General features: G+C 68.4%; 23 protein-coding genes, 1 pseudogene and 1 riboswitch. Of the genes and pseudogenes, 14 read left to right on the forward strand and 10 right to left on the reverse strand.

Features of this window, described 5'->3' with window-relative positions; all coding sequences use genetic code 11:
- Positions 1–17: 17 nt before the first annotated feature.
- Entirely contained in the window at positions 18–857 is an 840-nt protein-coding gene (locus T398_RS19295) for an SDR family oxidoreductase (RefSeq protein ID WP_496448792.1), read from the forward strand.
- A 112-nt stretch (positions 858–969) separates the two neighbouring features.
- On the forward strand, positions 970–2130 hold the full coding sequence (locus tag T398_RS19300) for an MFS transporter (protein ID WP_496448886.1): 1161 nt from the start codon (positions 970–972) through the stop codon (positions 2128–2130).
- Here T398_RS19300 and T398_RS19305 read toward each other — a convergent pair.
- Positions 2117–3040, reverse strand: coding sequence for an SMP-30/gluconolactonase/LRE family protein (locus T398_RS19305; protein WP_496448793.1), 924 nt, complete (start codon positions 3038–3040; stop codon positions 2117–2119). The two genes, T398_RS19300 and T398_RS19305, sit on opposite strands and share 14 nt — an antisense overlap.
- Positions 3041–3135: 95 nt before the next feature.
- On the opposite strand from T398_RS19305, the gene T398_RS19310 reads away from it, so the two are divergent.
- Positions 3136–3591, forward strand: coding sequence for an Lrp/AsnC family transcriptional regulator (locus tag T398_RS19310; protein ID WP_496448795.1), 456 nt, complete (start codon positions 3136–3138; stop codon positions 3589–3591).
- Between the two features lie 18 nt (positions 3592–3609).
- Here the strand turns inward: T398_RS19310 and T398_RS19315 are convergent, their stop codons facing one another.
- The 6 genes from T398_RS19315 to T398_RS19340 form a co-directional block, all read right to left on the reverse strand.
- Positions 3610–4857, reverse strand: coding sequence for an MFS transporter (locus T398_RS19315; protein ID WP_496448887.1), 1248 nt, complete (start codon positions 4855–4857; stop codon positions 3610–3612).
- Positions 4858–4959: 102 nt separating this feature from the next.
- A complete protein-coding gene (locus T398_RS19320) occupies positions 4960–5988 on the reverse strand; it encodes a hypothetical protein (RefSeq protein WP_496448796.1) in 1029 nt (342 codons plus the stop codon).
- Between the two features lie 111 nt (positions 5989–6099).
- Complete coding sequence (locus T398_RS19325) at positions 6100–6603, reverse strand: S-ribosylhomocysteine lyase (RefSeq protein WP_496448798.1); 504 nt, start codon at positions 6601–6603, stop codon at positions 6100–6102.
- Between the two features lie 61 nt (positions 6604–6664).
- Complete coding sequence (locus tag T398_RS19330) at positions 6665–7885, reverse strand: MGDG synthase family glycosyltransferase (RefSeq protein ID WP_496448800.1); 1221 nt, start codon at positions 7883–7885, stop codon at positions 6665–6667.
- Positions 7882–8736, reverse strand: coding sequence for a polysaccharide deacetylase family protein (locus tag T398_RS19335; protein WP_496448802.1), 855 nt, complete (start codon positions 8734–8736; stop codon positions 7882–7884). The genes T398_RS19330 and T398_RS19335 overlap by 4 nt, the downstream gene beginning before the upstream one ends.
- A 28-nt stretch (positions 8737–8764) precedes the next feature.
- Complete coding sequence (locus T398_RS19340) at positions 8765–9205, reverse strand: flavin reductase (RefSeq protein ID WP_496448889.1); 441 nt, start codon at positions 9203–9205, stop codon at positions 8765–8767.
- A 699-nt stretch (positions 9206–9904) separates the two neighbouring features.
- On the opposite strand from T398_RS19340, the gene T398_RS19345 reads away from it, so the two are divergent.
- The 4 genes from T398_RS19345 (at position 9905) to T398_RS19360 (ending at position 12851) form a co-directional block, all read left to right on the forward strand.
- The gene (locus T398_RS19345) at positions 9905–10756 is read left to right on the forward strand and encodes a helix-turn-helix domain-containing protein (protein WP_496448803.1); all 852 of its coding nucleotides are present in this window, start codon (positions 9905–9907) and stop codon (positions 10754–10756) included.
- A complete protein-coding gene (locus tag T398_RS19350; RefSeq protein WP_496448805.1) occupies positions 10753–11073 on the forward strand; it encodes a DUF397 domain-containing protein in 321 nt (106 codons plus the stop codon). Before T398_RS19345 ends, T398_RS19350 begins: the two co-directional genes overlap by 4 nt.
- 210 nt (positions 11074–11283) lie before the next feature.
- Positions 11284–12057 carry a class I SAM-dependent methyltransferase gene (locus tag T398_RS19355; RefSeq protein ID WP_496448807.1) on the forward strand — a complete coding sequence of 258 codons (774 nt, stop codon included), beginning with the start codon at positions 11284–11286 and terminating at the stop codon, positions 12055–12057.
- Positions 12054–12851, forward strand: coding sequence for a phosphotransferase family protein (locus T398_RS19360; RefSeq protein WP_496448809.1), 798 nt, complete (start codon positions 12054–12056; stop codon positions 12849–12851). Before T398_RS19355 ends, T398_RS19360 begins: the two co-directional genes overlap by 4 nt.
- Before the next feature lie 44 nt (positions 12852–12895).
- On the opposite strand, the pseudogene T398_RS19365 reads toward T398_RS19360, so the two are convergent.
- Positions 12896–12997, reverse strand: a pseudogene (locus tag T398_RS19365) (RtcB family protein); the annotation flags it as partial.
- 261 nt (positions 12998–13258) lie between these two features.
- Here T398_RS19365 and T398_RS19370 point away from each other — a divergent pair.
- From T398_RS19370 to T398_RS19400, 7 genes are all read left to right on the forward strand, one after another.
- The gene (locus tag T398_RS19370) at positions 13259–13657 is read left to right on the forward strand and encodes a hypothetical protein (RefSeq protein ID WP_496448810.1); all 399 of its coding nucleotides are present in this window, start codon (positions 13259–13261) and stop codon (positions 13655–13657) included.
- Positions 13658–13710: 53 nt separating this feature from the next.
- A complete protein-coding gene (locus tag T398_RS19375) occupies positions 13711–13851 on the forward strand; it encodes an ATP-binding cassette domain-containing protein (RefSeq protein WP_496448812.1) in 141 nt (46 codons plus the stop codon).
- Positions 13852–13913: 62 nt separating this feature from the next.
- Complete coding sequence (locus tag T398_RS19380) at positions 13914–14780, forward strand: hypothetical protein (RefSeq protein ID WP_496448814.1); 867 nt, start codon at positions 13914–13916, stop codon at positions 14778–14780.
- Positions 14777–15163 carry a GntR family transcriptional regulator gene (locus T398_RS19385; RefSeq protein WP_496448816.1) on the forward strand — a complete coding sequence of 129 codons (387 nt, stop codon included), beginning with the start codon at positions 14777–14779 and terminating at the stop codon, positions 15161–15163. Before T398_RS19380 ends, T398_RS19385 begins: the two co-directional genes overlap by 4 nt.
- Before the next feature lie 626 nt (positions 15164–15789).
- Positions 15790–16371, forward strand: coding sequence for a DUF1345 domain-containing protein (locus tag T398_RS19390; protein ID WP_496448817.1), 582 nt, complete (start codon positions 15790–15792; stop codon positions 16369–16371).
- A gap of 155 nt (positions 16372–16526) precedes the next feature.
- Positions 16527–17099 (forward strand): GNAT family N-acetyltransferase, encoded by a 573-nt coding sequence (locus tag T398_RS19395; protein WP_496448819.1) that lies wholly within the window; start codon positions 16527–16529, stop codon positions 17097–17099.
- A 58-nt stretch (positions 17100–17157) separates the two neighbouring features.
- Entirely contained in the window at positions 17158–17355 is a 198-nt protein-coding gene (locus tag T398_RS19400) for a hypothetical protein (RefSeq protein WP_496448821.1), read from the forward strand.
- On the opposite strand, the gene T398_RS19405 is transcribed toward T398_RS19400, so the two are convergent.
- Positions 17349–18557: an MFS transporter gene (locus T398_RS19405; RefSeq protein WP_496448890.1), complete on the reverse strand. Its 1209-nt coding sequence runs from the start codon at positions 18555–18557 to the stop codon at positions 17349–17351. The two genes, T398_RS19400 and T398_RS19405, sit on opposite strands and share 7 nt — an antisense overlap.
- Positions 18558–18661: 104 nt before the next feature.
- The gene (locus T398_RS19410) at positions 18662–19234 is read right to left on the reverse strand and encodes a helix-turn-helix domain-containing protein (RefSeq protein WP_496448822.1); all 573 of its coding nucleotides are present in this window, start codon (positions 19232–19234) and stop codon (positions 18662–18664) included.
- Between the two features lie 314 nt (positions 19235–19548).
- A riboswitch (S-adenosyl-L-homocysteine riboswitch) is annotated at positions 19549–19624 on the forward strand.
- Positions 19625–19646: the final 22 nt, after the last annotated feature.

The raw sequence follows: 19646 nt of genomic DNA on the forward strand, positions 1-19646 counted from the left end.
GTTCCTGGAGGAGACCCATGTTCTTGGTTACTGGCGCGACCGGCAACGTCGGACGGCGGGTGGTGGCGCGACTGGCCGCCGCCGGTCACGACGTCCGCGCCGCCGTCCGCGACCCCAGCCGGGCAACACTCCCGGCGGGGGTAACGGCGGTCACCGCCGACCTGGGTGACCCCGCGACCCTCCGCCCGCACCTGGACGGGGTCCGGGCCGTGTTCCTGATCTGGCCGTACGTTGACCCTGCCGTCACCGTTGCGCTCGCGCCGGCCCTCGCGGACGTGCTGGCCGGCGCCGGGTCCCCCCGGGTGGTGTACCTGTCGGCCGCCTCCGCCGAAGCCGACCCGAACTCGTTCTGGGCGGTGGTGGAACGCGCCCTCATCGAACGCGACCTCCTAGGGACGGTGCTGCGTCCCACCGGCTTCGCCACGAACACGCTGGGCTGGGCCGACGCTATTCGCACCGAGGGGGTCGTACGCTGGCCGCACGGCGCCGCGGCCCGCTCCCTGATCCACGAGGACGACATCGCCGCGGTGGCCGTCGAGGCGCTGACCGGCGACCAGCACGACCGGCAAACCTACGTGCTCACCGGCCCGGAGACGATCACCCAAGCCGAGCAGGTACGCCGCATCGGCGCCGCGATCGGGCGCGACGTGCGGTGGCAGGACATCCCGGCGGAGGCCATCCGCCCGATGCTGGTCGAGGCGTTCGGCGACGCCGGCTTCGCGGAGCTGGCGTTGGCCGGCTGGGCGGCGATGGTGGAGACACCGGAGCAGGTGACCGACGATGTCGCGGCGATACTGGGACGGCCCGCGCGCACCTTCGCCCAGTGGGCCGCCGACCACGCCGCAGACTTCGCCTGAACCGTCCGGCAGTCCGATGTGGTGGCTGGTTTCCGCGTATCACCCTGTCCTCACCGACAACCGGTACTCCAGACTGATCTCCGCTGCAGCCGTTTCCTTCCTTGGCGATGGGATGGCACTTGTAGGAATACCGTGGTTGGCGATTCAGCTGGCCAAGCCGGAGCAAGCGGGAGTTGTCGCTGGACTGTCGCTGGCGGCGTACACGCTGCCCGGCGCCCTTGGAGCTCTTGTGCTGGGCCGGTGGTTCGGCGGCATGGGCGCACAGAAGTTGGTCGCCGCAAGTACCGGCCTGCGAGCTCTTGGGCTGGCAACGATTGTCGCGCTGGCCGTCGCCGACCAGCTCGACGCCTTTTCCTACATTGCCCTCCTCGCCGCTTCGTCTCTCTTTTCGGCGTGGGGGAACGCAGGTCTCTTCACTGTTGTCAGTCAGCTGTTTGCCGATGGTCGTCAGCTTCCCGCGAATGCTCTGCTGAGCGTATCCCAGCAGATCAGCATCATCATCGGCCCGGCAATCGCCGGTATGATCCTGCTGAAACTAGACGGGGCGGCGATCCTCGCGGTCAATGCGGTCTCATACCTGCTGCTTCTCACCACGGTCGCCCGCCTGAAGCTTCCGCGACAACCGGCGGTCGCGCGGCGGGCTGGTGTGGTGGCCGGCTTTCGGATACTCGCGCAGCGACCCCAACTCGTTGCCCTGTTGCTGATCACGGCCGTCTTCTTCTTCCTGTACGGCCCGGTCGAGGTTGGGCTTCCGCTCTACGTGGCCGGCAACCTGGCTGGCAACGGCCAGCTACTCGGAGCATTCTGGACCGCGTTCGGTGTCGGCGCAGTGATCGGCGGTTTCGCCGGCGGCGCCTTGGCCCGCGCGCCCAGATGGCCGGCCGTAATCGTCATCATCTTCGGCTGGGGTCTGACCCTACTTCCGTTTGGCATGACCGACAACACTTTAGTAACCATGACTTCGTTCGCCCTCGGCGGACTGATCTACGGCCCATTTCCAGCGTTCACTATTTCTCTTTTCCAGCAGGCCGCAGACGCTTCTGAACTTACGTCCGTCCTGGCAGCCCGGTCAGCCGTCACCACCGCGGCAACACCTTTGGGTGCGGCGCTCGGCGGCCCACTGGTCACACTTTGGGGCGCCGCAGACACTTTACTATATTCCGGCATCGCCACGATCATGCTCGCCGCGCTCGTCACCGCATCGATGCCGCTTATCAAGAGATCCGCTCTGGGCGGTGAGGTCAAGAATCAGTTCACGGTCATCGGGCGCTAGATTCCGGGTAGCGGGCGCCGTTGAAGGTGACCCGCAGCGCATACACCGACCGGCCGGCGGTGACGAAGAGCTGGTTGCGTTTCGGCCCACCGAAGGTGAGATTGGCGGCTGGCTCGGGCAGGAGCAACTTCCCGATGAGGCTGCCATCGGGAGCGAAGCAGTGCACGCCGTCCCAGGCCGCGGCCCAGACCCGGCCGGCGTCGTCGATGCGCAGCCCGTCGAAGCGCCCGTAGTCACACTCGGCGAAGATCTTGCCGCCGCTGATGGTCCCGTCAGCGGCGACGTCGAAGACCCGGATGTGGCTGGGCTCCTGCCGGGTGTCGACGATGAACAGCTGCTGTTCGTCCGGGGAGAACGCCAGACCGTTGGGGCGGAAGAAGTCATCCGCGACCACCCGCAGGTCCCCGGTGCGGGGGTCAAGCCGAAACACGTAGCACGCGCCACCGAACTCGGGCTCGGCCCGGTTGCCCTCGTAGTCGCTGTTGATGCCGTAGGTCGGGTCGGTGAACCAGATCGTGCCGTCGGCCCGGACCACCACGTCGTTGGGGCTGTTGAGCCGCTTGCCGGTGTAGCGATCCGCCAGCACGGTGATCGTTCCGTCGTGCTCGGTGCGGGTCACCCGCCGGTTTCCCTGCTCGCAGGTGATCAGCCGGCCCTGCCGGTCGACCGTGTTGCCGTTGGCGTAGCCGGAGGGCTGGCGGAACACCCCGACCGCGCCGGTGGTCTCGTCCCAGCGCAGCAGCCGATCGTTCGGAATGTCGCTCCAGACCAGGTAGCGCCCGGCAGCGAAGTAGGCCGGGCCTTCCGACTTCCGCGCGTCGCCGTGCAGGACCGCCAGCACGAAGTCACCATCGAGGTCCCGGAAGCGCTCGTCCAGCAACCGGAACTCAGCAGGGACTGTGTCAGGCATATCGGCCTCCTCGCAAGATGGTGTTCTGCAGCAAAGCCTGCCTTCCGAATCTGATACGGTCAAGTCGTCGCCGTTCCGATCCCGATGGGTGTTCCATGCTTGACGACATTGACCGCGTACTGGTGACCCGCCTGCAGCAGGACGCAACCCAGTCCTACGCGGCCCTCGGCGCGGCCGTTGACCTCTCCGCTGGTTCGGCGCACGAACGCGTCCGCAAGCTGCGCGAGCGGGGCGTGATCCGGCGTACCACCGTTGACGTTGATCCGGCCGCGGTCGGCCGGGACGTGCTCGCCTACGTGCTGCTCGGCGCCGACGCGTGGATGGGCGACGCGGCCACCCGGGACGCGCTAACGGCCATACCCGAGATCCAGGAGGCACACATCATCGCCGGCACGGCTAGCGTGCTGGTGAAGGTGCGCACCGCCACCACCGAGGACCTGCAGGCCCTCCTGAGACGCCTCTTCGCCGTCGACGGAGTCACCAGCACCCAGACCATCGTCGTCCTGGAGTCGTTCTTCGAACGGCCGATCAGCGTTGACCCGGTTCGCTGAGCGCGGGACGAACGGCGTTCACACCTGCTGCTCCGCATCCCGCTCGGCCGCGTGAATCGCACTGTCGGTGACCCAGAACAATCCGATGACCAGGCTGAGCGCCAGCACACCCATGACCGCGAAGACCGAGCGCAGGCCAAGCCACTCCGCCAGCAGACCGCCGGTCAGCGCACCGAGGGGCATGCCGCCCCAGGCCAGCAGCCGGTAGCCGCTGTTGACCCGGCCGAGCAGCCGGTCGGGGGTGATCCGTTGGCGGAGCGAGATCGTGATGACGTTCCAGGTGGCGACCAGAATCCCGCCCCCGAAGTAGACCGCGCCCACCACGAACGGGTTGGCGCTCAACGCCGGTACGCCGACAACCACGGCGGCGACGACCATTGCCACACCGAGGGTGGCGGAGCGACCCAGCCGTTGCTCAATCGCCCCCGCGACCAACGAGCCGAGCACAATGCCGACGGCCAGAGTCGCGAGCAGCAGCCCGTACCCCGGCTCGGTGAGCCCCATCGCCGAGTCGGGACCGACCGCGTAGAGCGGCAGCACCGCGAAGACGGCACTCGTGGTGAAGTTGCTGACCCCCACCATCACCGCCATGGTGCGCAGCAGTTGGTGTCGCCAGAGAAACCGGAGTCCTTCCGCGATGTCGGCACGCAGGCCGGTCGGCGCTTCCCGTTCGACCCGGAAGCGGCCCCGGATGAGCAGCAACGCCGCGACCGCGACCGCCCACAGCCCCGCCGGCCCCGCCACCGCCAACGCCAAGCTCGCGGAGACCAGGAACCCCGCCAGGGGCGGGCCAACGAACTGGTTGGCCGTCAACTCGACCGCGTGCAGTCGCCCGTTGGCGCGCGGCAGCGCAGCCCGCGACACCACCTGCGGCAGGATCGACTGGGCCGAGGTGTCGTAGAGCGTCTCGGCGACGCCGGCGCCGAACGCGACCGCGTAGAGCAGCCAGATCGACGCCGCGTCCAGGGCCGCGGCCAGCGCCATCGCACCGAACAACACCGCGCGCACCGTGTTGGCGGCCACCATCACCTGGCGGCGGTCCAGCCGGTCGGCCAGGGCGCCGGCCGGCAGCGCGAAAAACAGCCACGGCAGGCTGAACGCCATCGCCACCCCGGCCACCAGCATCGGCGAACCCGTCAAGGTGACCGCGACCAGCGGCAACCCGAGCTTGACGACCCCGTCCGCGAGGTTCGACGCCGCGGACGCGGACCACAACTGCCAGAACGGGGTGCCCAGCTTCTCGGCGTCCCGACGCGGAGCAGCCAGGTGGCTTTCTGGGCCAGGCGTTGTCTGTTCATCCGTTCGGGAAGTCACCCCGGGATGCTCTCAAAGCGGCACACATTTCGCTGTCCCAGCAGCGAGAGCGGCCTACTCGAAGGTCACCCGCAGTTGACGCAGCAGGCCGCCGTAGTCCTCGTCGTCGTCCCCGATGAAGATCGGAAGTGAGCCGGCGACCAGCCCCACGCCTTCGACCTTGAGGCCCGAGCTGCGCGCCAGTTGCCGGGGCGGCTCGACCGGACGCAGCCGCGCGCCGATGCGTCCGGCCTCCCGGACCGTCGCCGCCCGGTACACCGCGCTGTCAAAGGGGCCGAGGTCACCCGGGTCGTACGCGGACGAGACGTAGATGTTGCCCCACCGGTCGATGTCCATGCCGGAGGCGGGTCGCCCGTCCGGTGGTTCGGGTGCCGTGAAGGGGACTGAGGTCCAGCGCCGGCCAAACCTGATCTCGCCGTCCTCGTACACCTTCAGGCGGGTCATGTTGATGAAGGTGGTGTCCCGGCCCTCGGCGCGCTCGGCGTAGAGGAAGTAGTCCTCTCCACGGATCGTCGCCACGGCCGTCGCCTCGACATTCACCAGCGGCTCGGGCGTCTCGGGCCACGGCACCGCGCTCACGATCTCGACGTTGAGGTCCCGGTCCCACCGAGCGAGGTAGATCGTGGGGTCGGGGTCGTCGCCGTCGGCGTTGCTCTCCGCCAGCAGGGCCGCGTTCCGGCCGGGCAGCCGGGCGATACTCTCGAGATCATTCGGCATACCACGACCGGGAAAGTCGACATCGAGCTCGTCAACGATGATCCCGTTCGGATCGACGGGCGTCCGCACGATCGAGAGTCGCGGCAGGTCACGCTCGGCATCGTTGTCCCGAGTGTCGTGGCAGACCAGGAAGACCTCCTGCACCACCCCGTCGCTCTCCTCGGTGGTGAGCCAGGCGATGCCGCTGAACTCGCGGGGCGCCCGGATCTCAAGCCGCTCGGTCGAGGAAGCGTCACCCGCGTCGCGGGCCGCTGGGCTGTCCGCCCCGTGTTGGAGCTGCGCCGAACCCGGGGCGGCGGGCGCGAGCAGGCTCAGTCCGGTGGCGACCGGCAGCAGCCCGCAGGCGATGAACCGACGGCGAATCATTCGTCCCCCTCCACCGGGCGGGCACGACCGCCGGACCCGCTAGGGACAAAAGTAAAATCGTTCTCACCTTCTTGCGGGACGTTTCTCCCCCGCTACCACCTTGGTGTCGGCTCACTGGCCCGGTGCGAGTTCCCGCAGGTCCGCCGGGCTCACCTCATGAGCGTCGGGGCCCGGATCTCCCCACTCATCCCGCTTCGCGAGCAGTTGCGCGGCGAGTTCCTGCGCACCCACCAAGGAGTGGTACTCCGCCGAGCCACACTGGATAGCGTTCGCGAGCGGCACCTCGGTGGCGTCCTCGATGGAGCGCAGCCCGGCGGCGATGACCTCCGCCAGGTCGTCGAAACTCCATCGGCCAACCGTCCAGACGTACACGCCGGTCATGCAGCCCATCGGCGCGACATTCATGATCGTGGGGTGATGCTGGCGTACGTAGGTGCCGAGAAAGTGTTCGAGTGAGTGCATGACCGGGCCTGGCACCTGGGTCACGTTCGGCTGCGCCACCCGGAAGTCCCAGAGCGCGACCGGCTGGCTCGTGCCCGGCACCGTCTGCTCGTTGACGATCCGCAGGTAGGGCGGCACGACGTACCGATGATCCAAGTCGTGTGACTGCGGCATAACCAGGACTCCTAGGTCACTCCCGAGGCGGACTCGCCCCCAGCCTAGGAGGAATGCGCGCTCATCCTGACCGCTTCCGGTCAAGCCGGTCGCCGCTCCGGACAACCTCCGAAACCAAACTGGCCATGTCGGTAGCGCTGCCGACGGGAAGAGCCGGGCTGGCCGCCGCGCCGGTCAGCGCGGTCAGCACCGGTGCCAGCTCGGCGGCGGTGGTGACATAGGTGGTGAGCCCGGCCTCGGCGAGCAGCTGCGCATTGGCCCGGCCATGCCCGGAGATCGGCCGATAGGTGACGGTGGGGAGCCCACCGGCCAGCGACTGCTGAAAGGTGAGCCCGCCGGCGTTCTCCACCACCACATCAACCGCCCGCATCAGGGCGGGCATGTCCTCGACCCAGCCCAGGACATGTCCGGGAAAGGCACTCAGGCGCTGACGCAGCCGGACGTTGCGCCCACACGCCACGACGGGGGTGACGCAGCCGGCGGCGAGCACATCCCGAGCGGTACGGGCCACGTCGCCCACCCCCCAGGAGCCAGCGACGATCAACGCCAGTCGCTCCTGCTCGGGCAGGCCGAAACGGGCCCGAGCCGTACGCTGGCAGGCCGTTGCCGACGCCGCGAACTCGGCGGAGATCAGCGGATTGACCACCCGGACATCAGCTGCCCCACGTGCCGCCGCCTGCCGCTGTGTCCCGTCGTGAACGACGCAGTAGGTGTCCACACCCGGCGAGATCCAGATCGGGTGGACGACGAAATCCGTGACGTAGCTGAGCACCGGCACGGTGAGCTGCCCCGTCCCGCGCATCGGGCCGAGTAGCTGGTTGGCGAACGGGTGTGTCGTCACCACCAGGCAGGTGTCCGCCGATATCCGCGACAGCATCCGCGGTACGGCCGCCCGCAGCGCGGCCCGGAACGCCCGGACCATCAGCGACGACCGGTCCGTGAACCGGAAGAGCGCGTCGTAGCTCCAGGGAAACCGCTGGAGCATGGTGCGATAGCCCTCCCGGACGAGCCGGTGCAGCGGCCGGGGCAGGGCCGCGAAGAAGTTGAGCTGCTCCACGACGACTCCGTCGCCGGCGAGCCGGGCGGCGAGTTCGGCCGCGGCGGCGTCGTGTCCCGCGCCGATGTCGGCGGAGACAACCAGGATCCGCAGCCGACCCGGGCCGCCGCCGGGGTCGTCACGACCGGCACCAACCGGGGACGTACCGGCGGCAGCCGGGGACGTACCGGCGGCAGCCGGGGACGTACCGGCGCGCGGACTTCTCCCGCCCGGCCGTGGCTTCACCGGTTGCGGTTACCCACCCGGTACGTCGCCATGCCCCGGTCGTGCCCGGACCGGCGTGCGCCACGCCCCGGGCTCCCGGCGGTCTCGGTCTCCCCGTGTGCGCCGAGCGTCCCGATTGTCAGCTCCCGCTCCCGGGCCCAGCTCACCAGGCGAGGCAGGATGGCCAAGGCACCTCGCCAGGCACCCGGGCTGGCAGCATGATCCGAGTCATGCAGCAACAGCGTGCCGCCGCCGTCGAGGTCCTGCACGATGGTCTCCCAGATCGCCGCCGGCGACCGGGTCGCGTCCCAGTCGCGTCCCCAGGCGGTCCAGAGGCGGGGGGTCAGGCCCAGCCGCCGGCACGCCAGCAGCGCCGACACCGTCAGCACCCCGTACGGCGGCCGGTACCACAACGGCGAGGCTCCGGTGACCGCCGCGACGGTGTCCCGAGCGCGGGCGATATCGGCGTAGGTCGCGGCAGGCGATCGGCACAGCAGGTTCCGGTGCTCCCATCCGTGCACCGCGAGCTCATGCCCGGCCGCCGCCATCTCCCGACCGAGTCCGGGATCGCGGTCGAGCAGGGTGCCGAGCAGAAAGAACGTCGCCCGCACGTCGGCGCGCGCCAACACCCGCAGAAACCGGGCGGTAGAGACCCGACTCGGCCCGTCGTCGAAGGTCAACGCGATCCGACTGGCCGCACCCACCCCCGCCAGCCGGGGCCAGCACCGGCGCCGCAGCACACCGCTGGCGGCGACCACCGGCAGCGCGTGCACCACCGCCCCGCCCGCGACGACCGCGGCCGTCCCCGCCAACCAACGCCGAAGTTCGGGCCCCCCGACCCGGACGCCACCTGCCCCGACGCCACCTGCCACGGCGTTCCGTTACCCGCTTGGGACTCCGCTACCCGCTTCGGAAAGGAGCACCGCTCCCGGCTGGGCGGCCTTGCGGTGATCGTCGTAGGCGGGCCAGCCAGCCGTCGGCCCAGTCGAGATGTGGACAACCTGTGTTCACGCACCGGGGGCAGGTCCGTCCTCCCCAGTGGCTACGGATGATCATTTCGATTCCGCGAAACACCAGGTCCAGTTCCAGGTCTCCCGGCTCGAAGGCGCTGGTTGTGGGATGTTCGGGTTCCGCCCGCCAGCACCAGTGCACAAACCTCTCCCTGAGGTCCGGTCTGGTGCCGTTGAGCCGGGATAGCTGATCAGATGCCTCGGCCAGGAGCTTGCCCTGGTGGGCCAGGAGGGCTGACCTCCGGCCGCGATATTCGGCCAGCAACGCGAGCCGCGCGGGCTGGCAGGGCCAGTCGGCGCCGCAGGCCCGGCACCGCCACAGCGGGCGCATGGGGTCGTGTGCCTTTCTCCTCACGGCCAGCTCCCGCGTGTGTGGTGGTCACGTAGGCAGCGCTTGAGGTCACCACAGCGGGGGCACCAACTGCCCGAACGGCTCTTGGTCACCAGGCCCAGGACCACCCCAACGACGAGCCCAACGACTACGGCAATAGCAACGACGACCATTGACGTCTCCTCAGTCTCGCCTGTCGACGCTCTGGGCAGGCGGCCGGTGCGCGGTCACCAGCGGCCCCCGTTTGCCCGCCACTGCTGGGCCGGAGTAAGCCAACCGACGCGGCCTACCTGGGGATTGGCGACGGTGGGTTGAGTCATCCACGCCGGCAGGTTGGCTGGTCGTTTCGGGTGGAAGGCACTAGCGCACGCCGCGTTCGGGGTGGTGGTACCGGTGGCGTCCAACGGTGCGGGGCGGCGGCAGCGGCGAAGTAGCCAGCGAACCATGGTCTGTTCCCCTCTCAGATCAGGCAAAGACCGGGAGTACGAGGTATCGCACTAACTCCCGGGGGGTTCGGTTTGTTTGCGCATGGTGACCGAACTCCACTCGACTATCGCAGTGATACTCTCGCGACACAAGTATCACGATTGCTTTCTGTTCCACTGGCCTCGCGCTGCCGTCCTGCTGACCCCCAGCGCCAACGGTGCGGTCTCAGGCTGAGACAATGTGGGTGTGGCCAGGGATTACGAGGAGAGGAACATGCCCACTCCAGCCCCAGCAGCTGGCCCGACCGTGGTCCGCCGCCAACTCGGCCGGCAACTGCGCCGGCTACGCGACACCACCCGCGCATCGGTTGACGAGGTAGTCGCGCATCGGCGGCTCGGCATCAGTCGAGCGAAGTTGTTCAAGATGGAGGCCGGACGGCACCCGGTCAAGCCCCAAGATGTCGCGGTGCTGTGTGCGCACTACCAGGCATCGGCGGACGAAACCGAGCAGCTGACCGCGCTCGCATTGGCGACGGGCGGTCAGAGCTGGTGGCACGTCTACGGCGACGATGTCCCGGAGTGGTTCAGCCTCTACTTGGAGATCGAGCCCGCTGCGGCCATGATCCGGACCTACGAGTCCGAACTGATCCCGGGTCTGCTGCAGACGCCCGAGTACGCGCGCGCCGTCTACCAGGCGCGCAACCCCGACGACAGCGACTACGAAATCGAAAGTCGTGTCTCGCTAAGGATCAGCCGCCAGGCGATCCTCACGCGGGCCGACCCCCAACCACCGGCCTTGCATGTCGTACTCAACGAGGCGGCGGTGCGGCGCGAGGTCGGCGGGTCGGATGTGATGGCCGAGCAAATCACCAGGCTGCGTCAGGTGGCAACCCGGCCCAACACCAACATCTCGGTCCTACCGCTCGCAGGTGGCGCGCACGCCGCGATGGAGTCCGCGTTCGTGATCCTGGACTTTCCGGACCCTGCGGAGGACCCGTCAGTTGTCTATCTCGACTCGCCCAGCTCCGCCGCATACCTGCAAAAGGGCGTCGAGATCGCCCGGTACGAAACGATATTCAGGCTTGTCTGCTGCCAAGCCGTTCCGATCCTGGAGTATCAGCCATGACTCAGCTCCGCGAATACCGTAAAAGCACCCGATCTGGGGGATCCGGTGGCAATTGTGTCGAATGGGCGCACACAGCCCATACGGTTTACATTCGGGACAGCAAAGACCCGGCTGGACCGGAGCTGGCCGCCACCTACCCCGAGTGGGAAGACCTCATCCGGGCGGTGGGGGCGGGCCACGAGCACCCATGGGTCATCCAGCTACCCAGCGGCGTCCAGGTCTGCAAGGACGGGCAGGAGTTGCGGTTCACGTCGGCAGAGTGGACCGCGTTCCGTGCAGGGATCAACGATGGAGAATGTGCACCGGTAGGCGTATAGACCTGGTCGCGCTGTTGTTCGGTCCGGAGGCGTGGCAGGCGTTCGTTACGCACGCCCGGCGCGGACAAGCACTTAAGCCCTCCAGCGCTGGCGTGCTGGAGGGCTTAAGCATGCCCGGCCCTCGATGTCAGGTATCACCCCTCGTGAGCACGGTCATCGGCCTCGGTCGGCAAAGGTCAAACCGGTTGACGGCACGGTCAGAATTCGGAGATGCGCGCCTTCCAGGAACTGGTTGACGAGGCAGCAGCGGCGGACGTGTCCGGCTGGAGCTTCAACTGGCTCGACGGCCGGGCCACCGAGCAGCGACCGCCCTGGCGCTACTCACGCCTGCTCGCGTCCCGGCTGCCCCACTCCCCCTCGGCGTTGGATATCGACACCGGCGGCGGGGAGGTCATCGCCGCCGTGCCACAACTGGCCTCCCGGATGGTGGTCACCGAGGGCTGGCCACCGAACGTGGAGCGCGCCCGGGCGCTGCTACAGCCCCGCGGCGTCGCGGTCGTCGCAGTCGAACCGGGACGATCGTTACCCTTCGCCGACGCCAGCTTTTCACTGGTGACCAGCCGCCACCCCGTCCGCCCCGACTGGTCCGAGATCGCCCGGGTGCTCAAGGATGGCGGTGTCTACCTCACCCAACATGTTGGACCCGCCTCCCCGTTCGAACTCATCGAGTACTTCCGCGGCCCCCTGCCCCACCAGCGTTTCGCTCGTGACCCACGCCGGGAGGTCGCCGCCGCGCGGAGCGCCGGGTTGAAGATCGTGGAGCTGCGCACCGCCCGCTGCCGGATGGAGTTCTTCGACATCGGCGCGGTCGTCTACACCCTGCGCAAGTGCGCCTGGTGGGTACCCGACTTCACCGTGGAGCGGCACCGCGGCCGACTCGAACGGCTCGACGCCCACATCCGTACCCACGGTTCCTTCGTCGCGCACTCCACCCGAACCCTGATCGAGGCCAGCCGCGTACTCAACCGAAGGACACGAAAGTGATCGGACCCAGGATCGGTGCCGGGCGGGAGGCGGACGTACACACGTGGCGCGACGACGCGATCATCAAGCTGTACCGCCCCGGGCTGCCCGGACACCGCGCCGAGGCGAGAGCGCTGGCCACGCTGGCCGAGCATGGTTTCGCCCCAATACTGCACGACACAGTGGAGTGGGATGGGCGCGTCGGCCTGGTGCTGGAACGCCTGCACGGGGCGGACATGCTCACCCTGTTGCCGCGACAGCCGTGGCGGATCCTCGGCATGGCCCGCACGCTGGCCGCCACCCACCTCGCCGTACACCAGGTGGCGGCCCCCGCCGAACTGCCCGAACTCCGCTCGGTCCTGGCCGCCCGCATCACCGATGCCACCATGCCGACGCGGCTCCGGGACCACACGCTGCGGCTACTCGACGACCTACCCGAGGGGGACCGCCTCTGCCACGGGGACTACCACCCCGGCAACCTCATGCTCGCCGCAGATCGAGCCGCGGTCATCGACTGGCCCAACGCGATGCGCGGCGACCCCGCAGCCGACCATGCCCGGACGAAGCTGCTCCTGCGCTACTCCGCTCCACTGCCGGAGATACCGCCGGTTCTTCGTACACTGGTCACGAGCAGCCGGTCGATGTTCGCCCGCCGCTACGCACGCGCCTACCGTGCTGGCGCGGCACGGCAGCCCCGGCAGGTTGACTCCTGGCTGGCGGTGCAGGCCGCGGCTCGCCTCGCGGAGGGCATCGCGGTCGAACGAGCCACCCTCATCGCTCTCCTTGAGCGCCTTCGTCCCCAGACCACGCGGTAACGGGCGGCATTCCCCTGCGGCTTCGACGGCACGGCACCGCCTGCCTACCCCTTCACGCAGACCACCTGCTTGAGGTGCGCTACCACCTCGACCAGGTCGGTCTGCTGCGCCATCACGGCCTCAATGTCCTTGTACGCGCCGGGCACGGATATGTGATCCTTCGGACCTTGGACTCGTTTGGATACGGTTCCGTCAAGGGCGGCACGCTCTAACCCTTCTGGCTCGGCAGCAGGAGTTGGGCGTCGTCGACCACCGACGGGAGGTCGACTCGCCGGGTCCGGCACGCAAAGTGTTCTGGTTGACCACAGGGGGTGGCGGGAGTTCGAACGCCTGGTGAGCGAGTGGCGCCGACTCGGCGCCACCGTCGCGTCGGCGCTGCCCTCCCCAACTGCTGAGATGGAGAAGAAGTGAGCTACTACGGCAGCCTTGCGTTCTACCTTCGACTTCGGAGGATCGCCGAGCCTAAGATCGTCGAGATCTTGCGGGAGGTGCGCGAGCTCTCCCGGGCATCGGGTCAGGCGCCGGAGCAGCAGTTCGGGCCGGCCGGGGCCTACGCCGAGAAGTTCCCCAAGGGCACGGTTCGGTCGTTGCCCACACGGTTGGCCATCGGCTGCCTGGTGATTGCGATCGCGATCACCGCCGTCGACTTCATCTTGACGATGACGCGCGAGATACACCTGCAGGTGGGCTCAGTGCGAGTGATCTTCATACTACTCGCTATCCAGGTCGTGGTCGTGATCGCAGCCATCATTGCCGACCACCGGGTGCCGCCGGAGTTCCGCCCCGCCAGCGAGGTCAGCAGTTGATAGCCATCACCGACATCTGCAAGGACTTCGGCCGGCGGGCAGCGGTACAGGACGTGAGCTCTACCTGTGCCCCCAGCACCATTCCCGGGCACCTCGGTCCGAATGGTGCGGGCAAGTCCACCATCCTCAAGATGCTGTTGGGGCTTCGACCGCACCGCGCCGTCTGGCTGACCTTGGTTGTATCAACCACTTGACACAACCAAGGCGTCCCGGCATCCTCACTTGTATCAGTTGCTTGATACAAGTGGGTGTCATCGTGGTTGATGCATGGATTGTGGGGCTCCTGCTGGTGCCGCTGCTCGGCATCGCGCTGGCCGGCCCGTCCGCGGCGGGCGAGCCCGCAACCGAGCACATCCGACGCACCACCCGCCGCTGGCGGTGGGCCGGCCTGGCCCTCGGGGCGGCGGTCGCCGCCGTCGCCGCCGGCTACGACCCGCTGGGACGCGGCGTCCTGCTGGCCGCACCCCTGTTCGGGCTCTGCGTGCTGGCCGGAGTGGTGGCGGGAGAAAGCCGGGTCGTCGCGCGCCCCGCCGGCAGCACCCGCCAGGCCGCTCTGGAAAGCCGGCAGGTCCGCCACTACCTGCCCCGCCGACCGTTCCGGGCGGTGGCCGCCGCCGGCACCGCGCTAGCCGTCCTACTGGCCGCTACCACCGCCGCTGGCTCCGCCGACGACCTCGGCCGCGCCGGCCGCGCCCTGGCCTACGACTGCGGCGACTTCGCCGGCGCCCACGGCCCATGGGCCGGCTCCTTCTACAGCCTCCCACTCGCCCCGCTGGTCGGCCTCGGCGTGCTGATCGCCGCGCTGGCGATGCACCGGCTCGTCGGGCGTCCGCGCCCGCAGGCCCCCGCCGGTGACTTGGTGCGCGACGACGCCGAGCGGCGCCACTCCGCCACCGCCGTCACCGGCGCTTGCGGCCTGCTGGTCACCATCCCGCTCATCGGGATCAGCCTGGTCACCGCAGCCGGACTGCTGTCCAGCCCGTGCCGGCCCCTGTGGTGGACGGCTGCGGCCTGGGGGCTGTTCCTGCTCGTCCCGGCCTGGACCGTCCTGCTTGCCTGGAGCTCCGTCGCCGTCCTTCGCCCCGGCCCCCGCCACGATCGGCCCGCCCCGGTGTCGGCGTGAGCACCCCGACCCTGCGGGTCGACACGCAGGACCCCACGCCCCCATACGAGCAGCTGCGCCGGCAACTGTCCGAGTTGATGCGCACCGGAGCGCTCAAACCCGGCGACCGCCTGCCACCGCTGCGGCAGCTCGCCGGCGACCTCGGCTTGGCCGTCGGCACCGTGGCCCGCACCTACCGCGAGTTGGAGGCCGCCGGGCTGGTCCGGTCCCGACGCGGCGGCGGCACCCGCGTCACGGACCAGGCGACCACGCCACCCGCTGACGGACACCGCCAAGCGCTCGACCGGCACGCGGCCGCCTACCGGCGACAGGCACAGCTGCTCGGCGCCGACCGGGAAACCGCCCTCGACGCCGTACGCCGCGCCTGGCCCACCGACGCGTGACACGAATCAGGCCCCGCCGCACCGGGAACAACTCGCGTCATCAGACGATGATCATGGACGCAGGTCTCGCTGCCAGCACCATGCTCGGCGTGACTCTGCGGCAGTGATCAGGTACCAGTGCCGAGCCACCGTTGCCAGAAGGGACCTGGCGGTACGCCGGCTCGGCGCGAACACTGGAACACTACGATCATGAAGGTGAGCGCCGTCCTGATATTCCTCCATCAAACGCTCGGTGACTGGTGGGTGCCACGGCCCGGCGGCTAGCCGTGGACCGATCAGCATGCCTGGGTCCACTCCCGGAGCCAAGAAAGCCAACGTGAGGGCCTCACGCCGCCCTTCAGCACCATCCGAATTGAACGAAATGCCCGTTTCGTCCTCGACCGGATAGCAATCCTACTAGCGAGTAGTCAAAGGAAGTCCCAACGAAACAAGCACGCGGTTAAATTTGCACTGCATGGCGTTAAGCCTCACCTTAGCTCTACGTGCGGCACGTCGACCCCCTGCGTCCATGTTGAACCCCATGCCGTAGCATGCGACCGCCGCAGGGCTTTCAAAAAGCCGTCGGTGAACCCCTTCCCTACCCCCTTAGGATTGTCATGGTCAGAATCAGATTCGCGGTGTCTCGGATGATCGAGGCAGCCCTCATTATCCTGGGCGTGTGTACCTTCGCCTTGGATAGTATGCTCTACATCGCACTCTGGAACTTCGTCGGAATACTCTACCTCGCAATCCGCATCCGTCGCCTTCGGAGCAAGAGAGGATTGGATGACGGTGATGCGTGGCTCAAGCGAACCTTGGGACCCCGCCTCGGCCTGCTGTTTACCATCTTCGCGAGCCTGGTCGGAATCACCGCAGGCCTCTCGATTGTGATGGGCGACGACAACAGCGAAGAAACACTGATAGCCAAGATAATCGGCGTTCCCACCGTACTGCTCGCCTGGGGAATCCTTCATTTTGGCTATGCGGAACGGTACGCGCAGAGCTATTATGCCGCCCTGCCGACACAAACACTCGTCTTCCCCAACACGGATCGACCAAGCTTCATTGACTTTACCTATATGTCGTTCAGTATCGGCGCGACGTTTGCGCTCCCGGACGTAGAAACGCAAACTTCGACGGTCCGGCTCCGGGTGCTCTCACACGCCATCCTGTCCTTCCTCTACAACACTGCGACCCTCGGTATTGTCGTTAGCGTCATCACCAGCTAACGCTTCGGTCGTCGGCGGCCCGGGCCGATTCGGCGTTGCCATTCGGTTCGGCCCGGGTCTCGCTGTTCAAGATGTGGTTGTAGCGACGCCGCACCCTGGTCAGGACCAGTCCGGCCACTGAGTGATGAGGGGTCCGGTCGCTCTACAGTTGACCCATGCCGTCGCTCGCCGCACCCGCACTGCCGCGCGGCTCGATGGCGGCGCTGGCCCAACCCGAGCTCCCCGCCCAGGATCTGTTGCTTCGCCCGTGGCAGCCGTCAGATCGGCGTACGGTCGTGGCCGGCTACGCCGACCCGGCCATTCGGCGCTGGCACTGCCGCTCGATGACCGACGACGAAGCCGGTGACTGGATAGCCGCCTGGTCCCGCCGGTGGAGCGGGGAGACCGGTGCCGGTTGGGCGGTGCTGGCTGCGGGACATGTCGTAGGGCAGATCAGCCTGCGCCGGGTAGACCTCGCCGAGGGCTTGGCGGAGGTGTCGTACTGGGTACTGCCGTCGGCACGAGGTCGCCGGGTTGCCCCCCGCGCGTTGTCCGCGGTTACCGCCTGGTCCTTCGCCACCCTCCGGCTACACCGTGTCGAACTCTGCCACTCGACGGTGAACCTTGCGTCCTGCCGGGTCGCGCGGTACGCCGGCTTCACGTTGGAAGGCACGAAACGCAGCGAGGCCCGCCACACCGACGGCTGGCACGACATGCACCTCCACTCCCGCCTCGACCACGACCTGTGAACGTCGGCCTGCCTGAGAGCTTTCGTCGATGCCATCGCCACCACTGAAGGTGACCCCGGTGACCGAGGTTGAGCAACCGGCCTCGACAGCTCCGCCGGAGCGCCTCGACCGTCGGCTCAACGCAGCATTCTGGCGGTTGTTCGGCGCGACGGCGGCCTCGAACCTCGCCGACGGGATCAGCCGAGCGCTCGTACCGTTGCTGGCGGCCACCCTGACCCCCGTGATCCGGTCCTCCGGCACCGGGCCGAATTATTGATATAGAAACGCGCTGTCTTCGGTACCACCGCCGGTCACGCCCGACAGGCGCCGGGCCGGCAGGGTCAGGACCAGCACGACCGCGAGCACCGGAATCGCCGCAGCGATGAGAAAGGCCGTGCCGGCGTTGGTGTGGCTGACCAGCACGCCGCCGAGAGCGTAGCCGCCGGCGCCGCCGAGACCGGTCGCGGAAGCGAGCCACGTGAACGCCTCGGTCCGGCAGCGTGCGGGCGCTAGAAGACCGCAGATCGTGGCCAGCGTGGTCGCTGCCGGTGAGATCGCGAGTCCGGCCAGGAACATCAGGGGATAGAGGGCCGCGAGGTTCTGACCAGTCAACAAGGTGCAGAATCCGAGGCCGGTCAGGCCCAGTAGGACTCCGCACTGCCGCTGGATACCTCCGGGCCAGTCCCGCGTGCCGAACGCGAGCCCTCCCGCCACGCTCCCGGCCGCCCAGACCGCCAACAACACTCCCGCTGCGGACGTCGACCCGAGCTCGGTGGCGCGGGCGATGATCCCGACCTCGATGAACCCGACCGCCGCCATCTGCATCGCCACGATGAGTAGTAGGGGAGCAAGGGCCAACAACCCGCGGTCCAGCAACCTGCGGCTTCGGGTGGTCGCCCGAATCTGCTCACCCTTCGACCAGCCCGCCAGGGCGACGAACAGCCCGGTGCCGACCAGACTCACGACGACAGCGATAAGCAGCGCGGTCATGGGCGACGCCACTACCACTAGTGCGGCGACGAGCGCGGGACCCGCGATGAACATGACCTCCGTGCCGATCGTGTCCAGGCTCAGGGCACTGGTCCGCTCACTCGGCTTGCCGAAGCTGCGGATGAACACGGAGCGGATAGCCGCACCCAGCGGCGGGGTCGACCCGCCAGCGACCGCTGCGAGCGGCCAGATGAAGGGCGTGGGCACCACGACGAGGGCGATGATGCCCGCCGCATTGATCGCCGCCGCGATGACCAACACGTACGACCCCCGGCGGTCGACCATCCGGCCGATGACGACGAAGCCGAAACTCGCGGTAACCGCGTAGATGGCCACAACCGCACCCCCTGCTCCTAACCCGCCGAGGTGTTCTTGGGCGAACAGGAGCAACGCGAGCGGGACCATGGTCTGGGTGAGGCGTGCGATCAGCGAGCCGAGGAACGCCCACCGAATCGTCCGGTGCGCGACCACCACGAGGTACCGACGCATTCCGACGGGGACGGCCACCGGCGGCGCGGAGGTCTGGTCCGGGGCGGAGGTCTGGTCCGGGGCGGAGGTCTGGTCCGGCGCGGAGGTCTGGTCCGGGGCGGCACTCAAGACTGCCTTCCCCCGGGCATGCTTTGCGGGAACCCGTAGAGGATCAGCCGGACGGGCTCCTGCGCCTCCGAGGACGCCAGTTCGGCGCGGCGCACATGCTGCCGGGTGACCGACTCCACTTCCCGCCCCCAGGCGGACAACTCGGCGGGCGACATCAGCGCGGTGCGGCTGTGCATCGTCACCGACGAGTTCCACCCGGCGTGCCGCTCGTCGTGCACGGCCACGAACTCCTGCAACAGAGCCTGGTCCCGGTGCAGCCGGGCGCGCATGAACTGCTCCTGCGCCAGCTCCACTTCCGGGTCATCTGTCGGCACGTCCGCCAAGGGCACGTCGGTCTCCCAGGTCGCCCGTCGCCAGGGGCGCTCCCGAAGGCTGGCTCCCTCCACCACGGCCGGCTCGACCAGGCCCTGCGCGGCGAGGGTACGCAGGTGGTAGGAGCAGGTCTTGGGGGTGAGGCCCAGCAGCGTGGCACTTTCACTCGCCGTCAGCGTGTCCCGGACCCGAAGCAAGTCGAGGAGAGCCAGGCGCGTCGGATGTGCCAACGCCCGCAGTCCCTCCAGCGTGGTCACCGCTCGAATTGTGGAAGACATGTTCCGGAACACTAGTTCCCAAGCTGTCGGGCAGCAAGGGATGGACGGGTCAGCCTCGATTCGTCAGCCGGGCCCCGCTTCCGGTCTCACCGATTCGGCTTGACCGTTTTGTCCGTCTCTGGCGAGTATGGCCTGCCCCGTCACGCTGCGGACGCGCAAAATCCCAGAGCCCCGGTTAACGGCCTTCAGGCCGGTAGCGGCAGGGGTTGGTGGTCAGGTCGGTGACCGCAGCAGCCAGATACCGACGCCGCATAGGGACCCCAGGGCAAGCTGATCGGGTACTATCTGACTCTCGGGTCGAGAGGCGCTGCGACGGGCAGAGCCCGCCACGCTCGGCCCTGATCTCCTCAACAAGGGCGCCTCCGAGCTTTGGAGGCGGCTGCTTGAGCGC

Source organism: Salinispora goodfellowii, assembly GCF_059570675.1.

What these genes read in the sequence shown, in the direction of transcription:
- T398_RS19310 (WP_496448795.1), top strand. Translation starts at nt 3,136, where the DNA reads ATGCTTGACGACATTGACCGCGTACTGGTGACCCGCCTGCAGCAGGAC.
- T398_RS19395 (WP_496448819.1), top strand. Translation starts at nt 16,527, where the DNA reads ATGCCGTCGCTCGCCGCACCCGCACTGCCGCGCGGCTCGATGGCGGCG.
- T398_RS19300 (WP_496448886.1), top strand. Translation starts at nt 970, where the DNA reads ATGGCACTTGTAGGAATACCGTGGTTGGCGATTCAGCTGGCCAAGCCG.
- T398_RS19305 (WP_496448793.1), bottom strand. Translation starts at nt 3,040, where the DNA reads ATGCCTGACACAGTCCCTGCTGAGTTCCGGTTGCTGGACGAGCGCTTC.
- T398_RS19355 (WP_496448807.1), top strand. Translation starts at nt 11,284, where the DNA reads ATGCGCGCCTTCCAGGAACTGGTTGACGAGGCAGCAGCGGCGGACGTG.
- T398_RS19345 (WP_496448803.1), top strand. Translation starts at nt 9,905, where the DNA reads ATGCCCACTCCAGCCCCAGCAGCTGGCCCGACCGTGGTCCGCCGCCAA.
- T398_RS19390 (WP_496448817.1), top strand. Translation starts at nt 15,790, where the DNA reads ATGATCGAGGCAGCCCTCATTATCCTGGGCGTGTGTACCTTCGCCTTG.
- T398_RS19295 (WP_496448792.1), top strand. Translation starts at nt 18, where the DNA reads ATGTTCTTGGTTACTGGCGCGACCGGCAACGTCGGACGGCGGGTGGTG.
- T398_RS19320 (WP_496448796.1), bottom strand. Translation starts at nt 5,988, where the DNA reads ATGATTCGCCGTCGGTTCATCGCCTGCGGGCTGCTGCCGGTCGCCACC.
- T398_RS19405 (WP_496448890.1), bottom strand. Translation starts at nt 18,557, where the DNA reads ATGCGTCGGTACCTCGTGGTGGTCGCGCACCGGACGATTCGGTGGGCG.
- T398_RS19350 (WP_496448805.1), top strand. Translation starts at nt 10,753, where the DNA reads ATGACTCAGCTCCGCGAATACCGTAAAAGCACCCGATCTGGGGGATCC.
- T398_RS19325 (WP_496448798.1), bottom strand. Translation starts at nt 6,603, where the DNA reads ATGCCGCAGTCACACGACTTGGATCATCGGTACGTCGTGCCGCCCTAC.
- T398_RS19340 (WP_496448889.1), bottom strand. Translation starts at nt 9,205, where the DNA reads ATGCGCCCGCTGTGGCGGTGCCGGGCCTGCGGCGCCGACTGGCCCTGC.